Below are 24,402 nucleotides of genomic sequence, written 5' to 3'. Positions count from 1 at the left end.
AAAGGTTTGATTTCCATAACTCATTTGAAACCAGCCCATTAGATGAATTCCAGCAGGCTTCTGCCAACTCCCCCTCGGCATTTAGCTGAATCCGACTTGACCCAAAATTCAATATTTCATAAAAAACCTGCCCCATCGCAATGGTTGGTCAGCAAGCTTTAGCTTTTCCAGACATTGCACACTTCACTTTACTCTTTCAAATACCCCCTCTCAAAGACTCTCTTTGTAGGACATGCTCATGTTAAAACGCGTTATCCGTTCAATTCCCGTAGTGGGGATTACAGTGTTTTCTTTAGCTGCAGGCACTGCACAGGCTCAGTGGCTGCCTTTTAACAACTGTAATTCCTGTGCACCACCACCTGTCATCCAAAACTGTTGTCCACAGCCAGTGGTGCAGTGCCCAATTCCAGTGACCCAGACCACCTATCGGCAGGTCCCTGTGACTGAATATCGCCCGGTTCAGCAGACAGTGATGAAACCTGTGGTCGAAACTAAATACGTCGATCAGCAAGTTACCGCCTATCGTCAGGTGCTTGAGCCAAGAACGGTCGATGTACCTTGTACGACCTATCAAAATGTCACAGAGTGCCGACAGGTACAAAAAGACATGGGACGCTGGGTGACTCAACGCCAGTGTATCCCACGTGTCTCACCCTGTGCCTATGACAGCCGCCCGAATTTGATGGGCTGGATGAACCGTACTGGTTACTCCATGCGAATGGCGTTCACTCCACAATATCGTACTACCAGACATTATGTACCGAATGTGGTCACACAGAATGTACCTGTCACACGTCAGGTTGCCGTGCGCCAGACTCGCAAAGTGACTTACAACGTGGCACGTATGGTTCCTTACACAACGACCCGTAAGGTTGCAGTGAACTCAACACGTTATGTCAAAACCACAGTGACCGCCATGAAGCCAGTCACTGTCATGCGATCCATTCCGACCACTCGCACTGCTTATGTCTATCCGTCCAACGGTGGATTCAATGGAACTGCAACTGCGTTGCTACCCACACCTGAGCCTTATATGTCAGCGGGTGCACCTGAACCAATTCACAAACGATCGGCTTCGAACAAGAAAAAATATGATGATTCGTTTGATGCGAACGGTGACAAGTACGAACGTGATCCCGCTTCTGATCCACGACGATCCAGCCTGGATGACGACTCTTCCTTCCGTCGCTCTTCTTATGAAGCCCCTCAGGAATCAACGGCTCCGGCATTCCCCCCCACACGTCGTGCCGGATACGAACCTGATACATCAGATAGACCTCTGCCGTCTATCGTCCGTGCCAGTGGCTGGACACGTCGTGTTCCACGCTCTGAAAAGACAGCTCCGGTTACATCGAGCAGCGATATTTCCGTGGCACAGCGAACACCCTGATTCAAAGTTTGAAACATGAGCACTTTGAAGTGCATGGGCTCACTCGTCGAACCTCAGTTCGACGAGTGTTTTTTTATGCGCTCTGCTAATTCTTCTTGCCTTTGGGTTGATTCTGAGCCTGCTTTTCCAGTTTGGCCCACGTATCACGCAGGGTCACTGTTCGATTAAAAACGGGGGTTTCATCTGTTGAATCTCTGCTGTCAACGCAAAAGTAGCCCAGCCGTTCAAACTGAAAACGGCTGCCTGGTTTCGCGGATTTTAAACTCGGTTCCAGTTTGCACCCCGTCAGAACCTGCAATGATGCCGGGTTGAGATTGGTTTTGTAATCTTCGCCTTCCGGAAGATCTTCTGGATCGGGCGTACTGAAGAGATGGTCGTAGAGCCGAACTTCGGCGTCTACAGCGTGTGCTTCAGAGACCCAGTGGATCGTGGCTTTAACCTTTCGGCCATCGGGGGCATTGCCCCCCTTCGTTTCAGGATCGTAAGTACAACGCAGCTCGATCACTTCTCCAGCATCGTCTTTGATCACATCGACGCAGGTCACAAAATAGGCATACCGAAGCCGGACCTCTTTGCCTGGAGAAAGCCGAAAGAATTTCTTGGGAGGATCTTCCATGAAATCTTCTTTTTCGATGTAAATCACTTTCGAGAAAGGTACCTTCCGTGTTCCCGCAGACTCATCGTTGGGATTATTCACAGCGTCCAGTTCTTCAGATGTACCTTCAGGATAATTCTCAATCACCACGCGCAGCGGGTTCAAAACCCCCATCACACGCGGTGCCACCTGATTCAGATGATCGCGAATACAATTTTCCAGAACGACTTTATCGGTCATGGAATTAAATTTGGTGACACCAATTGTCTTACAGAATTCGCGTAATGCTTCCGGAGTCACTCCCCGACGACGCATGCCACAAATGGTTGGCATCCGCGGGTCATCCCATCCCGAAACAAAGTTACCCTGCACCAGTTCCAGCAATTTCCGTTTGCTCATGACGGTATAGGTCATATTCAAACGAGCGAATTCAATCTGCTGCGGATGAAACACTTCGAGTTCGTCCAGAATCCAGTCATATAAGGGACGATGGTCTTCAAACTCGAGGGTACAAATCGAGTGCGTGATTTTTTCAATTGAGTCGGAAATACAGTGCGTGTAATCGTACATGGGATAGATACACCATTTATCCCCCGTTCGGTGGTGATGTACGTGCCGCACACGATAGATCACTGGATCACGCATGTGAAAATTCGGTGACGCCAGATCAATTTTGGCTCGCAGAACAAACTCCCCCTCTTTGAATTCGCCATTTTTCATGCGTTCAAACAGGTCCAGATTTTCTTCTACAGATCGTGAGCGTCCCGGACTCGGTTTACCGGGTTCGGTCGCCGTTCCGCGGTACTCGCGCATTTTGTCGGCCGGTAAGTCACACGCGTAGGCTTTGCCTTTTTTGATCAGAGTCATAGCAAATTTATAAAGCTGATCAAAATAGTCGGATGCAAAATACTCACGATCGTCCCAGTCAAAGCCAAGCCACCGCACGTCTTCCTTGATGGAATCTACGTATTCCACATCTTCTTTTTCCGGGTTCGTATCGTCGAACCGCAGGTTACAGAGGCCGCCCGGATTTTCATTCGCGATGCCAAAATTCAGACAAATTGACTTGGCGTGACCGATATGCAGATAACCGTTCGGCTCAGGGGGGAAACGGGTATGCACACGTCCGTCATGCTTGCCCGTACGATTATCTTCCTGAATAATCGCGCGAATAAAATCAACTGACGTTTTTTCTTCGGGAGCTGACATCCCCTACTCCTTAAATGATTCATCAATCACAGGACCAGCCTGTTTTTATTTTTTAATTACTCACTCTGACTGAGGGCAATCGCCCGGTCAATCCGTCGAACGCAAGACTCTTTTCCCAGAATGGCCAGGCAATCGAACATCCCGATCCCTGTCCCTTTTCCACTGACGGCAACACGCAAGGCATGAATGATCTGCCCCATGCCGATGCCCTCGGCTTCAACAAAATCATGCAGCAGTTTGTCTAAGCCTGCTGCGCTGAAGTCACTGGTCTGGGCCAATTCATTTTTGACTTTCTCCAACAGTGGTACGGCATCTGTCGCTTTCCGAATTCGCTTTTTGAACGCTTTAGGATCATATTCCAGCTCATCGTCGGCCACAAAAAACTCATCAAAGTCCAGAATATCGCTGGCGATTTTCAGCCGGTCTTCCATGCCCACAATCACTTGGCTGATCCGTTGACTGGTTTCCGGATCGGCTGCATTCTTTACCAAGCCGGCTTTCTCCAGATACGGACCGCAGTGTGCCACTTTTTCATCCAGAGACAACTGGTTCATCCAGTGTGCCTGAAAACTGAGTAGTTTATCCGGATCCAAACCTGCAGCAGCTTTGACAATCCGATCCAGCGTAAAGTTCTCAACAATCGTATCTAAGGACATGATTTCGGTCTTGTCATCCAGAGACCAACCCAGTCGCGCCAAAGCATTTAGGATCGCTTCCGGCAGATAGCCGATTTTTTCGTAATATTCGACCATCACCGGATCCAGGCCATCTGCGTTTTCCAATCCAATCCGAGGAAAAACGGCTTCCGCTTTATCAAACATTTTTTTGAACTGTGGACTCTTGCGATACTTATCGAGTTTTCGCTTACTCAGTTTTTCTTTCCCACCAGGTGCTGCCACAAACGGAATGTGTGCAAACTGCGGCAGTTCATAGCCAAGTGCCTGATAAATCAGGACCTGCACCGGAGTATTCGAAAGATGCTCCTCGGCCCGGATCACATGAGTAATCTGCATTTGTGCGTCGTCGATAACCGTCGCCAGATTATACAGAGGCGTACCATTGCCCCGCAAAATGACCGGATCGGGCATCAGACCGGCATCAAATTCAACATGCCCCCGCACAGCATCATCAATCTGAATTTTCTGATCGCGGGGCACCAGCAACCGCACCACTGACGGGCGGCCTTCTGCTTCGTATTGCTCCTTTTCACTCTCGGTCAGTTCCAGTGAACGACGCAGATTCAGGAAGTTTCGCTTTTCTTTCTCTGCTGCCTCTCGATCGGCCTGAATCTGCTCGGGAGTTTCATAACACCGGTATGCTTTTCCTTCCGCCAACAGTTGATCGACGGCTGACCGATAAAGGTCATTCCGCTCCGATTGAAAATAGGGGCCATGTTCGCCCCCAACTTCGGGGCCTTCATCCCAATCCAACCCCAGCCATTTAAACGCCTGCAGAATCGGACCGAGTGCTGCAGATATGTTGCGTTCCTGATCGGTATCATCAATGCGGAGAATGAATTGCCCCCCATTATGCCGTGCCCAGAGCCAATTAAATAAGGCAGTACGCATCCCCCCAATGTGCATATAGCCGGTCGGACTGGGGGCAAAACGGGTTCGGACGGTACTCATAAACGGGCTCTTATTCTTTCACTTTAACAGTTGGAACTTATGGTTCCTGCTGGATAAAACAGGGAAGGCGCCAAAGCTTCTTTCAACAGTCCTGATTCGGACGACTGATCATAAAAGACCTTCAGCGGTTCGACAAGTATATTTAAAGATACAACTTAGCGTTATTTTGCCTTTTCTGTAGATTCTCGCCCACCGGACCGGTCTTGACGCTTCTCCCTACCGCACCTAGCATTTTGGCATGAAACGCTTTCTCTTACTTCTATTACTACTGTTACTCCTCCTGGGAGGGGTCGCCGGTGGACTATACTGGTCTGCTGCCCAAGTGCCTGAATTTTATCAGGAAGCACTGCAGGAACAGTCACAGCCGGAAGTCAGGCAAGAGGAAGCAAAAGAATTTGTTCAACGTTCAATGCAGGTTGTCAATGACGTCCGTAACAAAGAGCCGGTCTGGTCGCAGGAATTCAGCGAAGAACAGGTGAATGCCTGGTTGGCAGAAGAATTACACCAGAAGTATAACGAATGGGTACCGGACGGAATTTCTGACCCCCGCGTGAAATTCGAAAAAGATCAAGTCGAACTGGGATTTCACCTGACACTCAAGAAATGGTCGGGCATCATCAGCCTGAAATTCAAACCCTGGCTGTTGAAAGAGAATCAACTCGTCCTCGAGCTGGATAAAGCCCGTGCCGGCTTACTGCCTATTCCCATTGATGACGCCATTACCGATCTGATTCAGGAAGCACGGTCAGACGGCTGGTTTATCGAATGGGGACAGATGAACGGAAACGATGTTCTGTTTGTGTATCTGGATCGCGGTAAATCAGAGCTGCCCGACTTGACGGCCCTCGGTGTGGAGCCAGGCGTATTTCGCATCGCTGGAAAGACCGAGGTCAAAAAATAGTCTGCGCTAGTTTCAGAAAAGCTTTGTTCTCTAGTTTGCATCTTAATTAAAAGAATGCCGTGTAGTTCAAACTCCACTGCTTTTCCTGATCCTTTTTTTTGAGCGTCACTCGTCCTGCCAGTTCCTCGCCAGTCAGCAACGCGACCAGACTGTCATCGTTATATTCCAGCAGCGTTAATGAACCACGATCCCAGCGGCTGACTACTCCTCGATCTCCGCTGACCGGGCCTTCGTATTCGAGATAGGCAATTCGATGATCGGGTAATACTTCTGCGACGAGATCGATCGATGACTCATCCGAAGCAGGATCAATCTCCGGTGCGCCGGGCAGTCGCCAGGTTTTCAGGACCCCTTCATATTCAAGCATCAAATCCCAATGTAGCTCAGGAAAATCGTGGCGTAGTATCACATACTGTTGCATAATGTGGCTCTTCAGGAAATGGCTTGATTAATGAGTTCATCCCAGGATTCAAAATAGCGGGCAATGGAAAACCGCTCGGTGGCGTGCAAATTCTTTATGGCGACCTCTTTTCGTAAATTTTCATCTTGCATGTATGCCCTCAGTAAATCCGCCAATTCGCGAATCGAAGTCGATTCACTTGCATCTTTAGTTGGTAAAAGCGTCACTTGTAATTCTTCCCGCGCAATATCAGCCAGAGCGCCTTTACAATCAAAACCGGCACACGCTAAGCCACGTGACATCGCCTGCAGCAATGCATTCGGGAAGCCTTCATATCTTGAGGGCAGCACAAAAATTGCTCCCTGGTCCAAATATAATTCAGGATCGGTTACCCAGCCTGTCAACTCAATCTGCTCCTGCAATTCGCGCTCATTAATGGTTGCCTGTAACGAGTCCCGCAGAGGCCCCTCACCTAAGATTCGCAAGTTCCACTCTTGGAAATCGTGAGCGAGTAGAGAAAAGGCATCGATCAACAAATCAAATCCCTTTTCATACGAGAGTCGCCCCATTCCGTAAATCAGATGCGACGGCGAACGCTCAAGCACATCCTGTTCTGTGACAACGTGTACATCGGGTGAACGAGGCGCAGGCACCGCATTCGGAATGACTTCAATCAGAGTCGACTTGAGCCACTCACGAAAATAATCGGCGACTCCCTCTGTCTGAACGACGACAGCAGTGGCGCGCGGATACATGAATTTACGCAAGGCTGACCAGAGACGACCCATCGGATGATGCCGTGGATCGGAACGTTCTGAGATCAAAACCGGCCACTTCGATTTGTGGGATGCCAGCAGCGTCAGCACATTCATCCGATCAGTCAGGCTGATGACAACATCCGGCTTGGACTGGCTAATCGCTTCCCGCAATTTTTTGATTCTGTACCAGTTATTATAGACCGCTTGCCACAAATGATTTGAATCCTGCATGAGCCCCAATGCATGTCGCTGTACTAATTCTGACAGTTGAAACGTATCAGTCTCTGCAGAATCCAGGGTAATCAGGGTGACCGTCTCTCCTTCCTGAGCCCAATGATTGGCCATCATCGCAGCAACACCTTCCGCGCCGCCGAGGCTGAGAGAAGGAACAGTGATCGTCAGTCGTCGCGGCAAGCTACTCAGTCCTCTTCATGTAAGCCATTATCAATATATAAGATACAGCGTTGATCACTCACAGCGATCCCATCACCATTCAGCCTATCGCATCGGCCCGAAATCGACAAGGGGGACCAATTTGATCCTGAATACCAGAGGGGAATTGCTCTACACCTGAATCCCGATATTTGTTAAATTACAGTTCCTTTCTTCCGTCTTACCGAGACAGACTCCAGAATCTCATTCGATCCCTTCAGTATACTCGTCAGTCGCAATACCACGGATGGTACCATGGCCAACAAACCCAAACAAAAAAAATCGCTCATCAAATCCTGGAAACTACGCGGACTGACATTATTGTTAGTTGGTTTGCTGGGCGGAGGCATGTTTCATTTCGGGATCAAACCGAAGCAGGTCACCCGGTGGGTTACGGATTTTGTCTCTTCCACGATCTCCAGTTCGACTCCTTCAGACTGGACCGCTACAGAAGTCGATTTGCCACGGAACGAGAATACGATTCGGATCGCTTCGTTTAATATTCAGGTTTTTGGCCAAAGCAAAATGCAAAAGCCACAGGTCCCGCAGATTCTGGCGCGCATCGTTCAGCAGTTTGATGTCGTCGCAATTCAGGAAATTCGGTCACAAGATCAGACAGTCATGGATGATTTTTTGAGTATTGTCAATTCTGGAGAACACCGCTACGCCTATCTCCTCGGCACCAGACAAGGCAGGACCGCCAGCAAAGAACAATACGCATACTTCTACAACACGGAACGCATTAGAGTAAATGAGAAGTGGACCTACACGGTTATCGATAAATATGACAAATTACACCGTCCACCTTATGTCGCTCATTTCCAAACCCTGAGTCCGTCCAGTGAAAACCCTTTTACCTTTTCCCTGATCAACATTCATACCGACCCGGATGAAACCAAACAGGAACTCAATGTTTTGGATGATGTCTTCCGAGTGGTCGCCAACGACGGTAGCCAGGAAGACGATGTGATCCTGCTGGGAGATCTCAATGTCGATGATCAGCACCTGGGAGAGTTGGGGATGGTCCCCGATTTAATGTGGACCGTTTCCAAAACACCAACCAATACCAGGAAATCAAAACAGTACGACAACATTCTGTTCAGCCGCCATCGCTCGCAGGAGTTCACGGGCAATTCCGGCGTGTATGATTTCCAGACGCGTTTCAAACTGTCTGAGAAAGAAGCCTTGAATGTTTCGGACCACCTACCCATCTGGGCAGAGTTCCACATTTCTGAAAACGGCGCAGTGCGTCAAGCATCAGTGGGTGTAACTGAACCACGCTGAATCCTACTTGAATTCAACGAGCTGCGTCATCCGTTGTGCGCAGAGTCAACAGACTGATTTCAGGACGGCAGAACCAGCGTAAGGGGTGAATCCCGGATACGCCCCGACTGACATGTAGCATCGTCGAACCACGGGCAAACGTACCACTGGCATAACGAGTACCGTGCAGACTGGGGGCAAATACGGGGCCAATCAATGGGAGCCGGACCTGCCCGCCATGCGTGTGACCAGAAAGTACCAGATCATATCCCTCTCGAACGGCCCAGTGAAAATTGTCGGGCGTATGACTGACCAGAAGCAGAAAGTCAAACTCTGATTCGCTGTTTTCTTCTGAAGCAGATCGTCTGCTTTCTGGATGCGTCCCCATCCAGGGAACTTCAGTTCCCGCTAGTTGCAGTGTATGTCCTGCATGCTGCAAACAAAAGGACGTCGCGGAGAGATCAATCCACCCCATTCCTGAAAGCGTTTCTCTGATCTGCAGACTCTCCTGATGCCAGTCATGATTACCAAGAATAAAAAAACGTCCCAATGGTGCCTGCATCGGCCCCAGTGTGTCGTCTAGCCAGTCGAGACATTTCATTTCGTCCAGCAAGTCGCCTGCGAAAATAATCAGATCGGGTTTTGATTCCTGGGCAATCCGGCACAGCTCGACAAAATACTCCCGTTTCAATGTACCGGAAAAATGGAGGTCGCTGACATGCAATATCGTCAGGCCTTCCCAATTCGCCGGCAGCCGAGGGATTTGGAAAGTTTTCCGTGTGAATTCGACACTGAAGACCTGATTCAAAGGAAGCCCTGCTAGATAATGATAGGGCCCTTCTCCGATCAAATCCTGATTGAGCCGCTCTCGCATCTGAATCAGTTCAGACTGTGTTTCGGTCTGCTGTCGGGGTGGCTTGTAAAACAGATGCCGAAAGGCGGAATACATTAAGCCGAGAAATCCCAAAGTGCAGAGCAGTAGAACAGGCTTCCACCAGAAAGAAAGCTGACTCCAGGTCCCGCCAACTAAAACCCCCGGAGCATAAAGCCCCACGGAGAGAAATAGGACAATAGGGAACAGAACGATTGCCAGTTCCAGAATATGCCTTAACCGCTTGAGCCAGGCATCATGTATCGGCAAGGCATGTGTGCGATTAATAACCATGATCCAGAGCTCAGCATGTCCGATCGACAGCATCAGCAATATCAGTCCATTGGCTATTGCTTCCATGATGATCTAAATACACTTCGCTGAAAATGGATCAAAAGATAAATACACATCATACTACAGGCGAATCATAGAAGATCGATGCCGGAAAGCAAACACAAACGGAACAGCAATCCAGTGTTCCACGGACTTCTGCGTGGTAAAATTCTCCAGCAGCCGTTAATCTGCTGATTGCAACGAAGACAAATTAATTTTGTATGAATGGGACCGTGCCCCGATGGGATACCGTGGACTGCGAGAGTGTGTCAGCGATCTGGAACGAACAGGCCAACTGATCCGGATCGAACAGGAAATTGACCCGAATCTGGAAGCAGCGGAAATTCAACGCCGCGTTTATCAGGCGGGGGGACCTGCCCTGTATTTTGCCAATGTCCGCGATTGCCGGTTTCCCATGGTCAGCAATCTGTTTGGTACCCTGGAACGTACACGCTATATTTTTCGGGATGCCTTGGCAGCAGTCAATCACCTCGTCGAATTAAAAGTCGATCCGTCCCAATTCTGGAAACATCCCTTTCGCTATCGCGATGTCCCTTTCTCATTATTGCATATGCTGCCTCGCTCCCGATCGCAGGGCCCTGTCATGGAAAATCAGATCCAGATCCAGGATCTGCCGCAGCTCAAAAGCTGGCCCGATGATGGTGGCCCGTTTATTACCCTGCCTCAAGTCTATACGGAGTCTCCTAAGCGAGGCGGATTGATGAATTCCAATCTGGGCATGTATCGCATTCAACTCGGAGGCAATGACTATCAACCAAACAAACAGATCGGCATGCACTACCAGATTCACCGCAGCATCGGCGTGCATCATGCAGAAGCGATTGAAAAAGGAGAGCCGCTCAAAGTGAATGTTTTTGTCGGTGGTGCGCCTGCGATGACCTTATCAGCCGTGATGCCGTTACCCGAGGGGCTCTCCGAACTCACTTTCGCCGGGGCGCTCAGCAAACGAGCGATTCGCATGGTTCGCAACAAACAGGGATTACCGATCTACGCAGATGCCGACTTCTGTATCACTGGCTGGATAGATCCGGAGCAGCTACTCCCTGAAGGACCGTTCGGCGATCATCTGGGTTACTATAGTCTGGCGCATCTGTTTCCAGTGATGAATGTAGAAGCCGTCTATCATCGTAACGACGCGATCTGGCCCTTTACCGTTGTCGGACGTCCTCCCCAGGAAGACACGGCTTTCGGTGCTATCATCCATGAAATCACAGGGCCTGCGATCCCGTCTGTGATTCCCGGCGTCCATCAGGTACATGCAGTCGATGCCGCTGGAGTCCATCCATTACTGTTAGCCGTCGGCAGTGAGCGGTATACCCCCTATGATCAGGAACGTAAACCGCAGGAAATTTTAACAAATGCCAATGCGATTCTGGGACAAGGACAACTCAGTCTGGCGAAATATCTGATGATCGTAGCTCGCGAAGACAACCCGGAACTGGATGCCGAAGAGATCGAAGCATTTCTCTCCCACCTGCTGGAACGCATTGACTGGAATCGCGATTTACATTTCCAGACCTGCACCACCATGGATACGCTCGATTACTCGGGAACCGGATTTAATTCCGGCTCCAAGCTCGTGATGGCGGCTGCGGGTCCTGTAAAGCGCAAGTTACCAACGGTACTCCCGGAAAGCGGTATGCTACCCAGTGGCTATTCTGATCCACGGATCTGCCGACCGGGAATCCTGGCCGTGAAAGCTCCGGCCTTTCAGGAACAGAACACTGATCTTCGACGTTTCTGTTCAGAGCTCTCTTTAACCCATTCTTTCAATCAGTTTCCCTTGATCGTGCTCGTCGATGACAGTAAATTCACCGCCACCAATCTGAATAATTTTCTCTGGACTGTGTTTACACGATCGAATCCAGCTTCTGACATCGACGGTATTGAAGCCTTTACGAAAGACAAACATTGGGGCTGTCGGGGAGCTCTCGTCATTGACGTACGGATCAAGCCACATCACGCGCCGCCACTCATTGAAGATCCAGAAATCACAAGACGAGTTGATCAACTGGGGGCTTCCGGTGGGCCGCTGTCTGGGATCATTTAACTCGCATGCCAGATGGCTTGGTTTCTACTGCAAAGTCAATTGTACCAAAATATATGGATTCAAATATTCTGGAAATTGCTGGAACAACACTTGCAAATCAGAAGAATGCTTTTAGACACGAGGGGCACACCCGGTTACAATTTAAACGATTCCAAGTATGCAATGGTGAGAAGTAATACTCAGACTCCGAAACAGGTACAAGCGATGCAATACCAAACACCTCAACGAAAATTGTATTACAATTTTTTTCTTGTCTGCGTAACAATAATGTTGCTCATTGCTCACTCCGTTTCTGGACAACAGAATAAGCCGAAAAAAAAACGACCGCCATTTCGCTGGGTGAATGAGCTCAAACAGGAACTTCCGGGCGTGCAACACGCAACCTTTTGCAGCCCTTCCATGAAAGTGGATGTCGGTTACTGCATCTACCTGCCGCCGCAGTATAACAATCCCCAAAATAGAACGAAACGCTTTTCCGTCGTATATTACCTGCATGGTGGTCGCCCCGGCAGCGAGACAAAAAGCGTGCGGTTGGTAGAACACATTCACAAACAGATTGCTGCAGGTAAGGTCACACCGATGATCTATGTGTTCGTGAACGGGGGACCGGTCAGCCATTATAATATGCCGGATCGAAAGCATGCGATGGGGGAAGACGTCTTTGTCAAAGAGTTGATTCCTCATATCGACGCGACCTATCGAACGATCGCTGCACGTAAAGGCCGTGCTATTGAAGGCTTTTCCCAAGGCGGTCGTGGGACAACACGGATCATGTTTAAGTATCCAGAACTTTTCTGTTCGGCAGCGCCGGGTGGAGCCGGCCATGCAACAGAAAAACGTATCTCAAAAGAAAACGGGCGTGAAAGTGCGAACCTTGTTTTCGTTAAGGGTGACAATACTTATGATCTGGCCCGCAAATATGCGATGCATCCCGAGCCAGCACTTCGGATCCTGATTCATGTTGGCACAAAAGGTTTCAATTACCAGAATAACCTGGCGTATATGGAATTTTTGAACTCGCTCAATATTCCCTTTGAACAGCTCATCGTCCCCAATGCACCACACAGCGCGATGCAGATTTATGAGAAAGAGGGCCTCAAAATCATGCAATTCCACGCCGATAATTTTCGCCGGGCAGCTCAGAAAAGCTGAAACGTCCTTGCTTGTATCTTATGACTTAGGCAGCCGTTTCAGCATGCGCCTCGCTTTGCTTTTCCAGCGAACAAACTTGCGGGCAATCCCACTTGGACTGCCATTAATATCAAGAAGCATGCCTTGTAGTGTTTTGCGTGCCGCCTGATGATCGCCGGCTTCTGCCTCGAGTGTCGCCAGAATAAACAACGCCTCAGGCTGCCGCCAGCGTTTGGTGTGTTTTTCCAAATATTCCCGCGCCGTTTCTGGAGGATCCAGTTCGCACAACGTTTTGCAATACATCAGAGACACATCACCAAATTTATATTCCGGCTCCTCTTCGAGAATTTTTTGACATCGTGATTTCGCATTTTCGAAATTTTTGAGTTTCATTTCGATCTGTGCAGCACCCCATAATGCCTGTAGATTGTCCGGTTCTTTTGCTAGAGCCTGTAGGTAGGCATCCAAACTTTTCTGATCTATGCCCGCTTCTTTCAGCGCATCCCCCCAACGTACAAACTGATAAGGATTTCCGATCTGTAACGCCGCCGTCTCAAGCTCATTCAATTTCCGCTGTCGAAAGAACGGCCTGGCAAATTCAGGAAGCTGAAACTGATTGGTTGGCAGCCAGCGGATTAAGAAATAAATAAATGCACCCACAGGCTGAAAAACAAAAATCACCCAAAACCACAAAAAACGGTCTGGATCTTTCCGGATACAATCAACCATCATCCAGATCCAGAACAGAAAATACAGGAACCCTAAGATATCCCATATTGCGTTCCAGACAGGTGACGGCGCACCATACTGACTGGGATCATTCAGATAAGGATTCTCAGCGGGAGACAATGGTTCTTCTTGTGCAAACATACGCTCATATTATTTCTGGTAGAGACGCTCACCTGTCATGAGTTACTGCCAACCCGGCAATTCACCCATCCAGGAGGCAAAGTACATGGCTCGTGGAACAGTGGAATCTAACAATGCCTGCTTTCGATTTTCGATCTGACTCGCTTCGGCTGATCCCAGTAAAACATCAGCCAGTGATTTCGGATGAGAATATCTTATCACACACACCTTGCTAAGTCCCATAATTTCCTGCAGGCGAGCGAGCGCGTCTTCCTGGTAGCCAATTTCGTCGATTAATCCATTCTGTTTGGCATCCGTCGCAGGATAAATCTGCCCCGTCGCCAGTTTTTTCACCTGATCATAATCAAGATCTTTTCGATTGTCCGTAATGACATTTAAAAAACGTTGATAGGACTCATCCAGAATATGATCCCAGATAGCTCGTTCCCGATCAGTAAGATTGCGAAACGGGTTTAACGCGTCTTTGAATTCCCCCGTTTTGAGTGGATCTGAGACAACCCCCACTTTCTCTGCCAGACCACTTAAATCAAAGCGGGGAATAATCACTCCTAATGAACCGGTCCACGTTGTTGGCTCGGCAAAAATCACGCCTTCTTCACCAGCGCCCATTGCAACATAATAACCGCCCGATGCAGCCATCCGCTTCATATAAACGACAATCGGTTTTGTTTTCCGTAATTCGACCAGTCGGTGATAAATTTGATGACTATCGGCCACCAACCCACCCGGACTGTCAATTTCTAATAAGATGCCTCTTACCTGATCATCTTCATGTGCTCGTTTAATAGAACGCAAGATTCGCTCCGTGAACGGGGGCATGATGGTTCCCGTAATCGAGATGATGGCGATCTTTTCTTTGGCAAACTGATCGCCGGTTTCAAACTGCTCTGCCGGTCCGCCACCAATAGTAAAGTATTCCTGATACCAGGCAAAAAAACCTAAATTGAATACCACTGAGATTAGCAATAACACAACCAGCCCGCGCATCAGCCACCGCCTTGAGCGTGGAGGGGGAGGTGGGCATGGTTTCTGATGCTGCTGTATCGATTCAGGACGTTTCTCTACAGATTTCTCCTGTGCAGACTGCTCTTCCATATGCATAACTCCCTTTAATTACTCTATTTCCGCAAGAGAAACAGACTTTGTTTCCTGGTTCCATTCCATACTGGTGCGAAATGGCAGCAATTTTGCCCCATTGTAAAACAGGCAATCTGCAAACGATAGCAACACTACAGCAAGATTATCAATAAAAACGGTCGTTCGGGTTGTTTCAAAGATCCCGCCAGAATCTATTCCTACAACCGACATAGGCATCAAAACCGGAGCAGATTAACGACGATAGAAAATCCAGCAGGGCTTAGTCTGCATGATTGTGTCGATTATGCAGAACCAACCATTTGAAAGCAATATTCCGATTAATGAAGTCTTATCGATTCGAGAAATCATTCAATTCGGGACTATTTGAGTGCTGCTGAATGAAAGTCATTTGGCCTAACTCAAGACTCAGGAACCAGGAGATTTCAGGAGATGAAAGCAGGAACTCGCTTCTCCGCTCGCGTTTTAATATTCAGCGCGATTTCTGGCTTAGTGCTGACGAATTCGAATTATCTGACAGCGGAGGAAGACTCCGCTCAGATTTATTCCAGTCAGCCGCAAAGCACCAGGACAGTGCGGAACCCACAAAACACCCTTATGAATGCCATTCAACGTGAAATGCATTCAGCACGTAGTACTGCAAAGCCGCGTGTTCTTTTCCGACAGACTGAAAAGCAACCATCTCAAATTCAGCAGGTAGGATTAACCCTGAAGCCGAGAGGATTTTTTCAGAAGAAAAGTAGTAAGAGCAAAACACAAACTAAGAAACCAGAAGAAAAGCGCCCGGTGATTGTTCGAGGTGCCACTCAGACTGCTGGCCCGCAATATAAGACTGCGGTCCCTCAACCGATTGCAAAGCCTGGTCAAAGTGAAATTCAACGTCAATTGGAAGCGTTGTACCGCAGAGATGGCCGACAGATGCCTCCGATGCAGCTAAACGCATTACCCAAAACGGCGAACGCTGGTTCTGGTGTGGGTGGACGGGGTACGGTAAAGCAAAATCCAGCACCCCAGTTGACTCCTGCTCCACAGAAAATGGTGGGGGCTCCCCAGCAGAACATAATTCCACAACCGGAAGAAAAAAAGAAATGGTATGAAAAGTTCTTACCTACCAAAACCAAGCAAACTCCCAAGCGACTGCCTCAATCGCACCAGGTTGTGAAAAAAGCACCTGTTAACGTTCCTGTAGCGGAAAAAACAAAAGCACCAGCCTTACCGCAACTGCCAGCAGCACCGGCTCCGGCTCAACCTTCGATTGTTACAGGACCACAGACACTTGAGACAGAGACAGAATCGGTTGTTAAAACTCCGATGCCTGTTACGGAAGAACTGGACGAAGACAAGCTTGAAGAGTTAGAAGAAGCAGCCGAACGGCTTGAAGAGCAACGTATTGCTGCTGCCAAACAAGCCAAAGAATCTGCTGTGGAAACTCCACTGATCGAAGAAAAAACAGCCAAAGTGGCTCAAGAAAAAATCCTGATCAGCCCGGAAGATGATTTCAATAATCTATTCCCGGAAATGTCCGAAGAAGAAGCCGATAGTCTTAAGAAACCCAAAGTGGCTCAGGAAGCACCTGCGAAGGAGTCACCCAAGACGACGCCCTTCAGTGGCCTGGTACTTGAAGAAGACGGCTTGAAAAAATCAGCAGAAAAGTTGACTGAACCGTCCGTACCCGCCAAGGAACAAACGCCACAGATTGCACAGGAATCACCAAAAAAAGAGGTGAATCCATTCGAACCACAACCCGCAGCTAAAGCGGCTCCTGAAAAAGAAGTGAATCCGTTCGAAGTTCCCGCTCCCAAAGTGGCTGAAAAAGAAATGGAGAAATCAGAAGACAATCCATTTAAGCCACAACCGGAACGAAAACTGGATATGCCACCTGCTCAACCAGAGAAACAGGTCGCAACTACAGAACCGGATAGTTCGATTGAAAAGAAACTGGCACTCATCGCCAGCCGAGGAAATATCAAAGGTCTGAAAGGATTCTGCCCGGTCGCTTTACGCGACAACAGACTGCTCGTTGATGCTCGGCCCGAGTTCAGCTCTTCCTATAAATCGATGAACTATCAGTTCGCTTCACTCGAGAATAAATTGAAATTTGACCGGGAGCCTGCGAAATATGCACCCGCTGCCGGCGGAAGTGACCTCGTGCTGTTAGTTGATCATCAGGATGATAAAGAAGGAACTCTGGATTATGCATCCTGGTATAAAGGTAGACTCTACCTGTTCAGCAACCAGACTAACATGAATGTATTCATGAAAACTCCAGCATTATATGTTGGCGTAGAATAAACCGTGAGCTTTGTTCCTGCTGCTCCTGGTAAGCTCCCGATAATCTCACCGATTATCGGGAGCTTTCTTTTTTGTGTCTCTGATCTTCATCTGGCAGAGCGACTGGAATTCCAACGTGAAGCGACAATGGCTTCGCCCGCAATCAACAACTTCCGCCACTTAGGTAGGCCTGCCCGCGACGAATAGACATCATACTCCATTCGCTCAATTTCACTCAGAATCCCCCCATAAATACGATACATGGCCTTTAGGATCCCTTGGCCAGCGGGGGAAATAAAATCGAGCAGACGTTCCGAGTTCTGATAAAACTCTTTTGTCCGTTGCACTTCAAACTGCATCAGACTTCGAAACCGTTGATCATAGTTCCGTGCTTGAATATCGTCGGGTGTGTAGTCAAAGCGGTCCAGATCTTCCAGCGGTAAATACACACGTCCCAGCTCGATGTCTTCTGATAAATCACGCAAAATGTTAGTCATTTGAAAAGCAAGGCCGCATTCAATTCCCGCATCAAAGGCACGCTCATCATGAAACCCCCAGATGTGAATACAACACAAGCCGACCACCCCGGCCACGTGATAACAATAGTCAGTTAGCGCATCAAAGGTTTCATACGTTACAGGCTCTAGATCAGACTCCACACCCGTAATGACATCGAAAAAATAACGTTGTGGAATTTCGTAACGACGAATGATATCCAGTAATGCCGGGAAACAGGGATCAAACGGGAGCCCCTCTGAATGTGCCTGATATGTTAACACCCGCTCCAGCTCACATCGCCACTGCTTTAATGAAGCAGCTCGCTCCTCGGGTAACCGTTGCGGATGATCTCCCAGATCATCGACGGTCCTCATATAAGCATAGAGAACGCACATCGCCTGAAACTGCTCTCTGCGCAATGCCAGAAAGGAATAGTAGAAGTTCCCTGCAGTCTGTTTCGCCAGATGCTGGCAGTAAGCATAGGAATCTGAAAGGGATGCAGTCATCGAATCTCGTAAATCAGCTGAACACAGGCTGGTTATCAAACATCGCTCCGACATCATAACCACCGCCAGTTCAAATTCAAATCCGCCTCTCTATTCAAAAGGATAGATCCGGTTCATCAGAATTTCACGTAATTTCAGCCAGGCGCAGGAAACGATCAACCGCACAAATTTACACAGCACCAATTCAAAGGAAGCAGCCCGCTCTCGCAAACGATTTCCCCTTGATTTTGCTGGGAATCCTCTAAAAATAGACAAAATCATATCCGCTGCAGCTCTTCTTTAGAGCGTACAATAAATATGGCATACATCCCCAAATGCTGGATTCCTAATCGCGACTCAATCACGCACAACAGAAACTATTACAATTTATTTGCAATAGACATTGACTACTGCAAATGATTTGCAATAATGATCACATTGTTGCACTTAATTTATGTTCTCGATTTCCAAAACGTTCTGGAGTCCAGTTATGAATAGTACCAGGAACACCCGACGCGGCTTCACCCTGATTGAGTTACTGGTTGTTATTGCCATTATTGCAATTCTGATTGCCTTGCTTTTGCCAGCTGTACAACAGGCACGTGAAGCAGCACGCCGCAGTCAATGTAAAAACAATTTGAAACAAATTGGTCTGGCGCTACATAATTACCATGAGACTCACAATATCTTCCCCCCTGGATGGATCGGCGTTCAGCCGGGCGTAGGCGCCAATGTTGAATACGGCAGTGGTTGGGGCTGGGGAACAATGGTTCTGCCTTACTTGGATCAGACACCACTTTATAACAAACTTAACTTCAATCTCGATATAAATAACCCGGCACAACCCGCCGGATTAATTGACCAGACTCTCACAGTATTTCGTTGCCCTTCCGATCCTGCGGACAATACATTTGATCTTGAAGAAGAAGGAAATCCGGGAAATGTCCTCGCCAAACTGGCTGTCGGTAATTACATCGGAGTATTTGGCAGTGATGAACTGGACGATTGTGAAACCGTCCCTGCAGGAACAGCCTGTAAAAGCACGGGACTCTTCTACCAGAATAGCAATACCCGTTTCCGTGATATCACTGATGGCACTTCTCAGACTCTGTTTGTCGGCGAACGCAGAACCGACAAAACTGCCGGCTGGTATTCCACCTGGGTCGGTGCAGTTCCCGAGGGTGAAGAAACATTCGCCCGTGTACTCGGCGCGACTGACCATGTTCCCAACGACCCTGCCTCTCACTTTGACGATTTCAGCAGTCATCATACAGGGGGGACTCAGTTTCTGTTTGGCGATGGGCGCGTTCGTTTTATCACCGAGAATATCGATTTAGGTGTCTATCAATCCCTCTCCAGTATTAGCGGAGGAGAACTCACCAGCTTCGACTAAGCTGCTTGAAAAAGAGAGACAACACGCGAGCGGAAGGCGCAGCATGTTATGACCAGATATTGAATCAATGTCTGGTCATTTTTTATTTCCCGATCAGTCCAGCAGGCTTTGCAACAGATTCACGACCGGGTACTCTGAAAGAAGCTGGAAATCACTCTGATCTGCTGTCTTAATCTTCCACCAAGGAGACACTGTGATGTATTTCATTCGGAAGCACACATTGCTGAAATGTCTCATCTTTTCGTTATTTTGCAACCTCGGCCTGTACAGTGTGCAACAAACAGTGTCTGCCGATCTTGCTTTGTTACAACTGCCGACAAAAGCAAAACAGACATCATCGCGACAAACAGAACAACCACAGTGCAAAGTAAAACTACGTCTGATTGAAATCCATCCATCTGGAAACAAGCAGAATGTTCCCGGACTGCTACGTGTTTTCAATGCCAAGGGAAATCGAGTTCCGATCCCCGAATTACTCAACCGGGGAACAGGCGTGAAGACCAGCCCGAAATCAGAACAGACGGGCATTCACAGTTGGTCGGTCATCCCACGGGAAGTTCAAATCCAACTTCCGCAAACCAAATTGATCCTGGAGGCACTCTCTGGTTTGGAAACTGAGCTCACTCGCAAGACCATCAACCTCTCGCAAAAGTCATCAGCCAACATCACACTGCCACTGACACGTTTTGCGAATCAGACTCCCAACTATAAAACGGCAAACACTCATCTGCATATTATGAAGCTCAGCAGAGAGAACTGTAATCGCTATCTGAAACAGGTCCCGGCAGCAGATCGACTCGATCTGGTTTTTATCTCTCATCTGGAACGCGCGATTGCAGACAAAACTTACATTACCAACCGCTATTCAAATGCAGACTTCAAGATACTCTCGAAAGAGTCTGGAGTTTTATTTGGCTGGGGAGAAGAGCATCGGCACAACAGCTCCGGACATGACGAAGGCTACGGTCATGTGATGCTGCTTGACATCAAACAACTGGTCCAACCGGTCAGTATCGGTCCAGGAATTATGAAACAGGGAACTGATGGCATCCCTCTATCGCGCGGCATTCAAACCGCACGCAAAGATAAAGCTACGGTGATCTGGTGTCATAATGCCTGGGGTACGGAAGCAACGCCCAACATCATTCAAGGTGACGTCCATGCCTTGAATATTTTTGATGGCGGCACACGCAGTACATATGAAGACAGCTATTATCGCTACTTAAATGGGGGTTACAAAACACCCTTTTCTACAGGCACCGACTGGTTTCAGTACGATTTTTCACGCGTGTATGCAGCCTTGGATATTCCTTTAACAACAGCAAACTGGCTGGATAGTTTAAAAGCGGGAAAAACCTTTATCACCAATGGGCCTTTGCTCGATTTACGGATCAATGGAAAAGGGATCGGCGACCAACTGCAACTCTCAGCAGATAATAACCACATTACGATTCATGCAACTGGGAAGGGAAGAGTTGATTTCGAAAAACTGGAGCTGGTTCACAACGGAAAGGTCATCGCAACCCGAAAAACAGATCCTCTACAGAACCATTTTGAAGCAATACTTGAATTGAAGTTAAAAATCGATCAACCAGGCTGGATTGCATTACGCACGCCCTCTCCCTCTGTGCCAAATAATCCGAAACGACAACAGAAAACACCCCTCAATGAATATGGACGTGAATTATTTTCGCATACCAGTCCGATATACCTTAAGTGGGAAGGGAAAACAAAATTTGATTTGAATCAGGCACAAGCATTCCTGAAAGAAATGCAGCAAAACCGGGAGAAAATCGCAAAACAATTTCTATTCGCCGACAATCATGAACGAGCCCAAGTTCTGGACGTTTACTCCGACGGGATCGAAAAACTCTCACAGGAAATCAAAAGTCATTAAACACAGACAGGATTCAACTCTTGAGTATTGCTGATGTTTCTCCTAAAATAAGCAACCCGGCAGGAGTTGTGCTAAGGCCTGCCCTCATTGACTTCAGAAAGATTTTGAAATGAATCGATTCCAACTTACTCTGGTTTGCATGATCACATTAGTCAGTTGTCCACAACTTTTTGCTCATCCCGGACATGGAGCAGAGCAAGTCACAAACCCGCATGGCATCCTACATTATCTGACAGAACCCATTCACTTGATCCCCTTTGCCGCAGTAGTGCTGTTTACAATTCTGTTTGTCAGTGGAAAAAAACTTCTGCAATATAAACGCGATCAGCGTCAGAAAGTCATCGTCTCCCGGGATGACATCAAATAAAAACGGTCTCAATTAGGGCGGACTGCTTCTTCTGCACGTTGGAGATAGGTGCGAATTGCCCGCTGGTAAGACTGTTCGGCTTCAGGTCGCTCTTTTGCAGCAATGATTTTGTTTCGATTTTTCCAGAGCAACTTAATCGTCTCCGCACACCAGAGTGCACTCTCGCGCGAGGCGCGAATTGGTTTCTGGTTCACAATCACATTCACCGGGTTCGTGTGTAATTGTGGGAACTGACGTACTGCAATCCAGCTGCTATATTCAACGGGAACATTGAACCGGAGTTGATGGATCTTCCCGTCTGCTGGGACAGTCTGCTTCGCGACGACTTGACCGTTCTTCACAATTTCAATCAGCCTCTGACCGCCGGTGACAAATTCAGAATTACGCGGGGCATGCAGGATGCGAGTATCTCCCTGTGCCCGACGTCCCTCCGGAGCATCTAATAATCCGTAAGCGACCGCTTTCGGAGTTTCAGTAGCAAAGCAGACTGCTGCTTTAATCTCTACCGTTCCTGCCTGATCCAGGGAAACATCTTCAAATCCGGGAGACGCGCCGTTGACCTGAAACTTCAAAGCATGGGCAAACCCATCCGAGACGTAGGAGCGTCCTCGCCTGATTCCATCACACCACTGGCTGAAATCGAGTTCCTCCACGTCACCCAATTGCACATAGACTCTCCCCTGCCCAACACGTCGACTGCTCATGCAGGGAAAATCTGTCTCGCCACTGACTTTGAGCGGAAATCCACAATTCAAAATATGATACCAGGTATTCCATTCGGGAATACGTTCCGTATCCATCGCACTTACAAAATCACAAACACCTTCCGCGGTACTCACGCAAATCTCCATTGCTCCGCCGCCGTTCATCTCAGGAACAGCCAGATTCGGCAATTCATCTGCCGCCTGCTCTAACGCGTGTGTCAATTCCTGTACACTCAATTCACCGTTGCCATCCTCGTCTGTTTGCTGGAAGGGTTTGGCTAATAATCCTTGTGCTGCTTCGTTCGAGTTCAGGGTCTGCGACTGGTCCTGATCCAGACTCCGTAACATGCGTTGTGCCGCCTGAGGAGGATTGACCCGGAGTGCCGAATGAGGATAACCAGTGACGCCTCCCTGCTCTTTACACCAGCGCAACACGGGCACGGTCCAACTCGGCCAGCCGGTTGTGGTTCCCAGTGTGCCGGGGTAAGTTTGGTTTTGCAGATTTAACAAACAGACATGCCCCAACGCGGCGGAACCGAAGCCGCTGATTTCCAGATCTTATTTCAACACAGTCAAAGGTTCGCTCACCCGGTCTGCCGTCGAAGCGAAAAACTGCCGCTGCGCATCAAAACAAGGTCCCCAGGTTAATACGCACCCTACATTCAGCCCCTCCCCCTTCACCTGGTTGAACATATCTCGCGGCGTGACTCCCTTAGTCGGGTTGTCATAATGCGCACAGCCAGCAGCATGAATATGATGGTCACCGGAATAAAAACCGTAGTCGCGCGGATTTACCCAACGTTTTAAAGGTACGTCAATTGTCTGTGAAGTATCCTTTGAAATCGTGACTTCTTTCGTGAGTCGCTGGTACTCCGGTCCCCGACTGAATTCCATTTGGAGTTTTCCTGAGGGGAGTAGTACCGTCTCTCCATCCTGCCGGTAGATCTGTGGCTGGAAAAAGAAATCCGGAGCGAGCCGTTTGGCCTGTAAAGGAAATACCCGCCCTTGTTGATCACGGAATTCGAGCCTGGCAGCGGTAGGCTGGCCGTCATAATCTCTGATCGATAATTTCACGGGAACCGCCGACTGCACATCAAACAGCACGGGAACTTCACCCCGAAAGCCGATATCCTGTGTTCCTGCCCCTACATCAAATTCTAAAGTCGCTTCCCGTTTTCCCGATTCATGGCTGTAGATCAATGCAATCGCGTACTCGACTTCGAGCCCACTTAACTTGACAGTCATCGGGTTCGCCTGAAACAGTTCGACCTCCAGGAATCGATCTTGTGCGTTTTTCGTATTCACGTTCCGATTTAATTCGGTTTGTGCCTGTCGTTTCAAACTGTTGAGCGCGGCACCAGAATAAACGGGGCCAGCCTGCGGACTGGAAATTCGTAACTGCCTTGTCACTGTACTCTGATTGATCACCTTAACCACGAACGGTGTAAACCCGCCCTGCTGTAACACAGCCCGGGCAGGCCCACGAGCGACTTTAGTACGGACTTCCGGGTTGAGAGAAACCACGCACAACACTTCGGAATTGAGTAATCGCTGGATCGTATTCGCATCGCGTTGATCACAGGCGGATTTCAGTTTCTGAACCAGCGGTTTCGAAAGCGGCGCCCCCAGGTAATCAAGTGCCGCAATCAGCCGTTTTACGTTAGCCGCCAGAGGTTGCCCTTCGACGGCTTCCATAGCAGGCTGGTTCGGATCTGCTCGAACAGATTCTGCTTGCACCAGCACCGAAAAGAAACAACATAAAATCCCTGCAAGGTAAGGCACCTGGCAGATCTTTGTATTACGAGGGAAACCATGTGACATTATTACGTGACTCCCACTC

The 24,402-nt window shown here is 48.6% G+C and carries 19 protein-coding genes; 9 read left to right on the top strand and 10 right to left on the bottom strand.

Going from position 1 to position 24,402, the window contains the following annotated elements; all coding sequences use genetic code 11:
- Positions 1-238: 238 nt before the first annotated feature.
- The gene (locus tag Enr17x_RS05225; RefSeq protein WP_145306557.1) at positions 239-1,390 is read left to right on the top strand and encodes a hypothetical protein; all 1,152 of its coding nucleotides are present in this window, start codon (positions 239-241) and stop codon (positions 1,388-1,390) included.
- Between the two features lie 85 nt (positions 1,391-1,475).
- Here Enr17x_RS05225 and Enr17x_RS05220 read toward each other — a convergent pair whose 3' ends face one another.
- Entirely contained in the window at positions 1,476-3,194 is a 1,719-nt protein-coding gene (locus Enr17x_RS05220) for a glutamine--tRNA ligase/YqeY domain fusion protein (RefSeq protein WP_145306555.1), read from the bottom strand.
- A gap of 56 nt (positions 3,195-3,250) precedes the next feature.
- Complete coding sequence (gene gltX, locus Enr17x_RS05215) at positions 3,251-4,822, bottom strand: glutamate--tRNA ligase (RefSeq protein WP_145306553.1); 1,572 nt, start codon at positions 4,820-4,822, stop codon at positions 3,251-3,253.
- Positions 4,823-5,060: 238 nt separating this feature from the next.
- Here gltX and Enr17x_RS05210 point away from each other — a divergent pair, with 238 nt between their 5' ends.
- Positions 5,061-5,723, top strand: a complete 663-nt coding sequence (locus tag Enr17x_RS05210; RefSeq protein ID WP_145306551.1) for a hypothetical protein — start codon at positions 5,061-5,063, stop codon at positions 5,721-5,723.
- A gap of 46 nt (positions 5,724-5,769) precedes the next feature.
- On the opposite strand, the gene Enr17x_RS05205 is transcribed toward Enr17x_RS05210, so the two are convergent.
- Together Enr17x_RS05205 and Enr17x_RS05200 are read right to left on the bottom strand one after the other, a co-directional pair.
- Entirely contained in the window at positions 5,770-6,144 is a 375-nt protein-coding gene (locus Enr17x_RS05205) for a DNA polymerase ligase N-terminal domain-containing protein (protein WP_145306549.1), read from the bottom strand.
- An 11-nt stretch (positions 6,145-6,155) separates the two neighbouring features.
- A complete protein-coding gene (locus Enr17x_RS05200) occupies positions 6,156-7,295 on the bottom strand; it encodes a glycosyltransferase family 4 protein (RefSeq protein ID WP_145306547.1) in 1,140 nt (379 codons plus the stop codon).
- A gap of 273 nt (positions 7,296-7,568) precedes the next feature.
- On the opposite strand from Enr17x_RS05200, the gene Enr17x_RS05195 reads away from it, so the two are divergent.
- Positions 7,569-8,597: an endonuclease/exonuclease/phosphatase family protein gene (locus Enr17x_RS05195; protein ID WP_145306545.1), complete on the top strand. Its 1,029-nt coding sequence runs from the start codon at positions 7,569-7,571 to the stop codon at positions 8,595-8,597.
- A gap of 13 nt (positions 8,598-8,610) precedes the next feature.
- Here Enr17x_RS05195 and Enr17x_RS05190 read toward each other — a convergent pair whose 3' ends face one another.
- Positions 8,611-9,807, bottom strand: a complete 1,197-nt coding sequence (locus tag Enr17x_RS05190) for a metallophosphoesterase (protein ID WP_145306543.1) — start codon at positions 9,805-9,807, stop codon at positions 8,611-8,613.
- Between the two features lie 214 nt (positions 9,808-10,021).
- On the opposite strand from Enr17x_RS05190, the gene Enr17x_RS05185 reads away from it, so the two are divergent.
- Together Enr17x_RS05185 and Enr17x_RS05180 are read left to right on the top strand one after the other, a co-directional pair.
- Positions 10,022-11,851: a UbiD family decarboxylase gene (locus Enr17x_RS05185; RefSeq protein WP_145306541.1), complete on the top strand. Its 1,830-nt coding sequence runs from the start codon at positions 10,022-10,024 to the stop codon at positions 11,849-11,851.
- A 267-nt stretch (positions 11,852-12,118) separates the two neighbouring features.
- Positions 12,119-13,003 (top strand): alpha/beta hydrolase, encoded by an 885-nt coding sequence (locus Enr17x_RS05180; protein ID WP_232100956.1) that lies wholly within the window; start codon positions 12,119-12,121, stop codon positions 13,001-13,003.
- A gap of 18 nt (positions 13,004-13,021) precedes the next feature.
- Here Enr17x_RS05180 and Enr17x_RS05175 read toward each other — a convergent pair whose 3' ends face one another.
- Both Enr17x_RS05175 and sppA read right to left on the bottom strand, forming a co-directional pair.
- Complete coding sequence (locus Enr17x_RS05175; protein WP_145306537.1) at positions 13,022-13,852, bottom strand: tetratricopeptide repeat protein; 831 nt, start codon at positions 13,850-13,852, stop codon at positions 13,022-13,024.
- 42 nt (positions 13,853-13,894) lie between these two features.
- Positions 13,895-14,947, bottom strand: a complete 1,053-nt coding sequence (gene sppA, locus Enr17x_RS05170) for a signal peptide peptidase SppA (RefSeq protein WP_145306535.1) — start codon at positions 14,945-14,947, stop codon at positions 13,895-13,897.
- Between the two features lie 432 nt (positions 14,948-15,379).
- Here sppA and Enr17x_RS05165 point away from each other — a divergent pair, with 432 nt between their 5' ends.
- A complete protein-coding gene (locus Enr17x_RS05165; protein ID WP_145306533.1) occupies positions 15,380-17,239 on the top strand; it encodes a hypothetical protein in 1,860 nt (619 codons plus the stop codon).
- A gap of 86 nt (positions 17,240-17,325) precedes the next feature.
- Here Enr17x_RS05165 and Enr17x_RS05160 read toward each other — a convergent pair whose 3' ends face one another.
- Entirely contained in the window at positions 17,326-18,222 is an 897-nt protein-coding gene (locus Enr17x_RS05160) for a phytoene/squalene synthase family protein (RefSeq protein WP_145306531.1), read from the bottom strand.
- A gap of 469 nt (positions 18,223-18,691) precedes the next feature.
- Here Enr17x_RS05160 and Enr17x_RS05155 point away from each other — a divergent pair, with 469 nt between their 5' ends.
- From Enr17x_RS05155 to Enr17x_RS05145, 3 genes are all read left to right on the top strand, one after another.
- A complete protein-coding gene (locus Enr17x_RS05155) occupies positions 18,692-19,594 on the top strand; it encodes a DUF1559 domain-containing protein (protein WP_145306529.1) in 903 nt (300 codons plus the stop codon).
- A gap of 283 nt (positions 19,595-19,877) precedes the next feature.
- On the top strand, positions 19,878-21,491 hold the full coding sequence (locus tag Enr17x_RS05150) for a CehA/McbA family metallohydrolase (RefSeq protein WP_145306527.1): 1,614 nt from the start codon (positions 19,878-19,880) through the stop codon (positions 21,489-21,491).
- Positions 21,492-21,600: 109 nt separating this feature from the next.
- Complete coding sequence (locus Enr17x_RS05145; RefSeq protein WP_145306525.1) at positions 21,601-21,858, top strand: hypothetical protein; 258 nt, start codon at positions 21,601-21,603, stop codon at positions 21,856-21,858.
- 8 nt (positions 21,859-21,866) lie between these two features.
- Here the strand turns inward: Enr17x_RS05145 and Enr17x_RS05140 are convergent, their stop codons facing one another.
- Both Enr17x_RS05140 and Enr17x_RS05135 read right to left on the bottom strand, forming a co-directional pair.
- A complete protein-coding gene (locus Enr17x_RS05140) occupies positions 21,867-23,111 on the bottom strand; it encodes a CehA/McbA family metallohydrolase (RefSeq protein ID WP_261343513.1) in 1,245 nt (414 codons plus the stop codon).
- A gap of 9 nt (positions 23,112-23,120) precedes the next feature.
- Positions 23,121-24,383, bottom strand: a complete 1,263-nt coding sequence (locus Enr17x_RS05135) for a hypothetical protein (RefSeq protein WP_145306521.1) — start codon at positions 24,381-24,383, stop codon at positions 23,121-23,123.
- Positions 24,384-24,402: the final 19 nt, after the last annotated feature.

The organism is Gimesia fumaroli (assembly GCF_007754425.1).
Classification (GTDB): Bacteria; Planctomycetota; Planctomycetia; order Planctomycetales; family Planctomycetaceae; genus Gimesia; species Gimesia fumaroli.
This window is presented reverse-complemented; position numbering and strand designations above follow the sequence as displayed.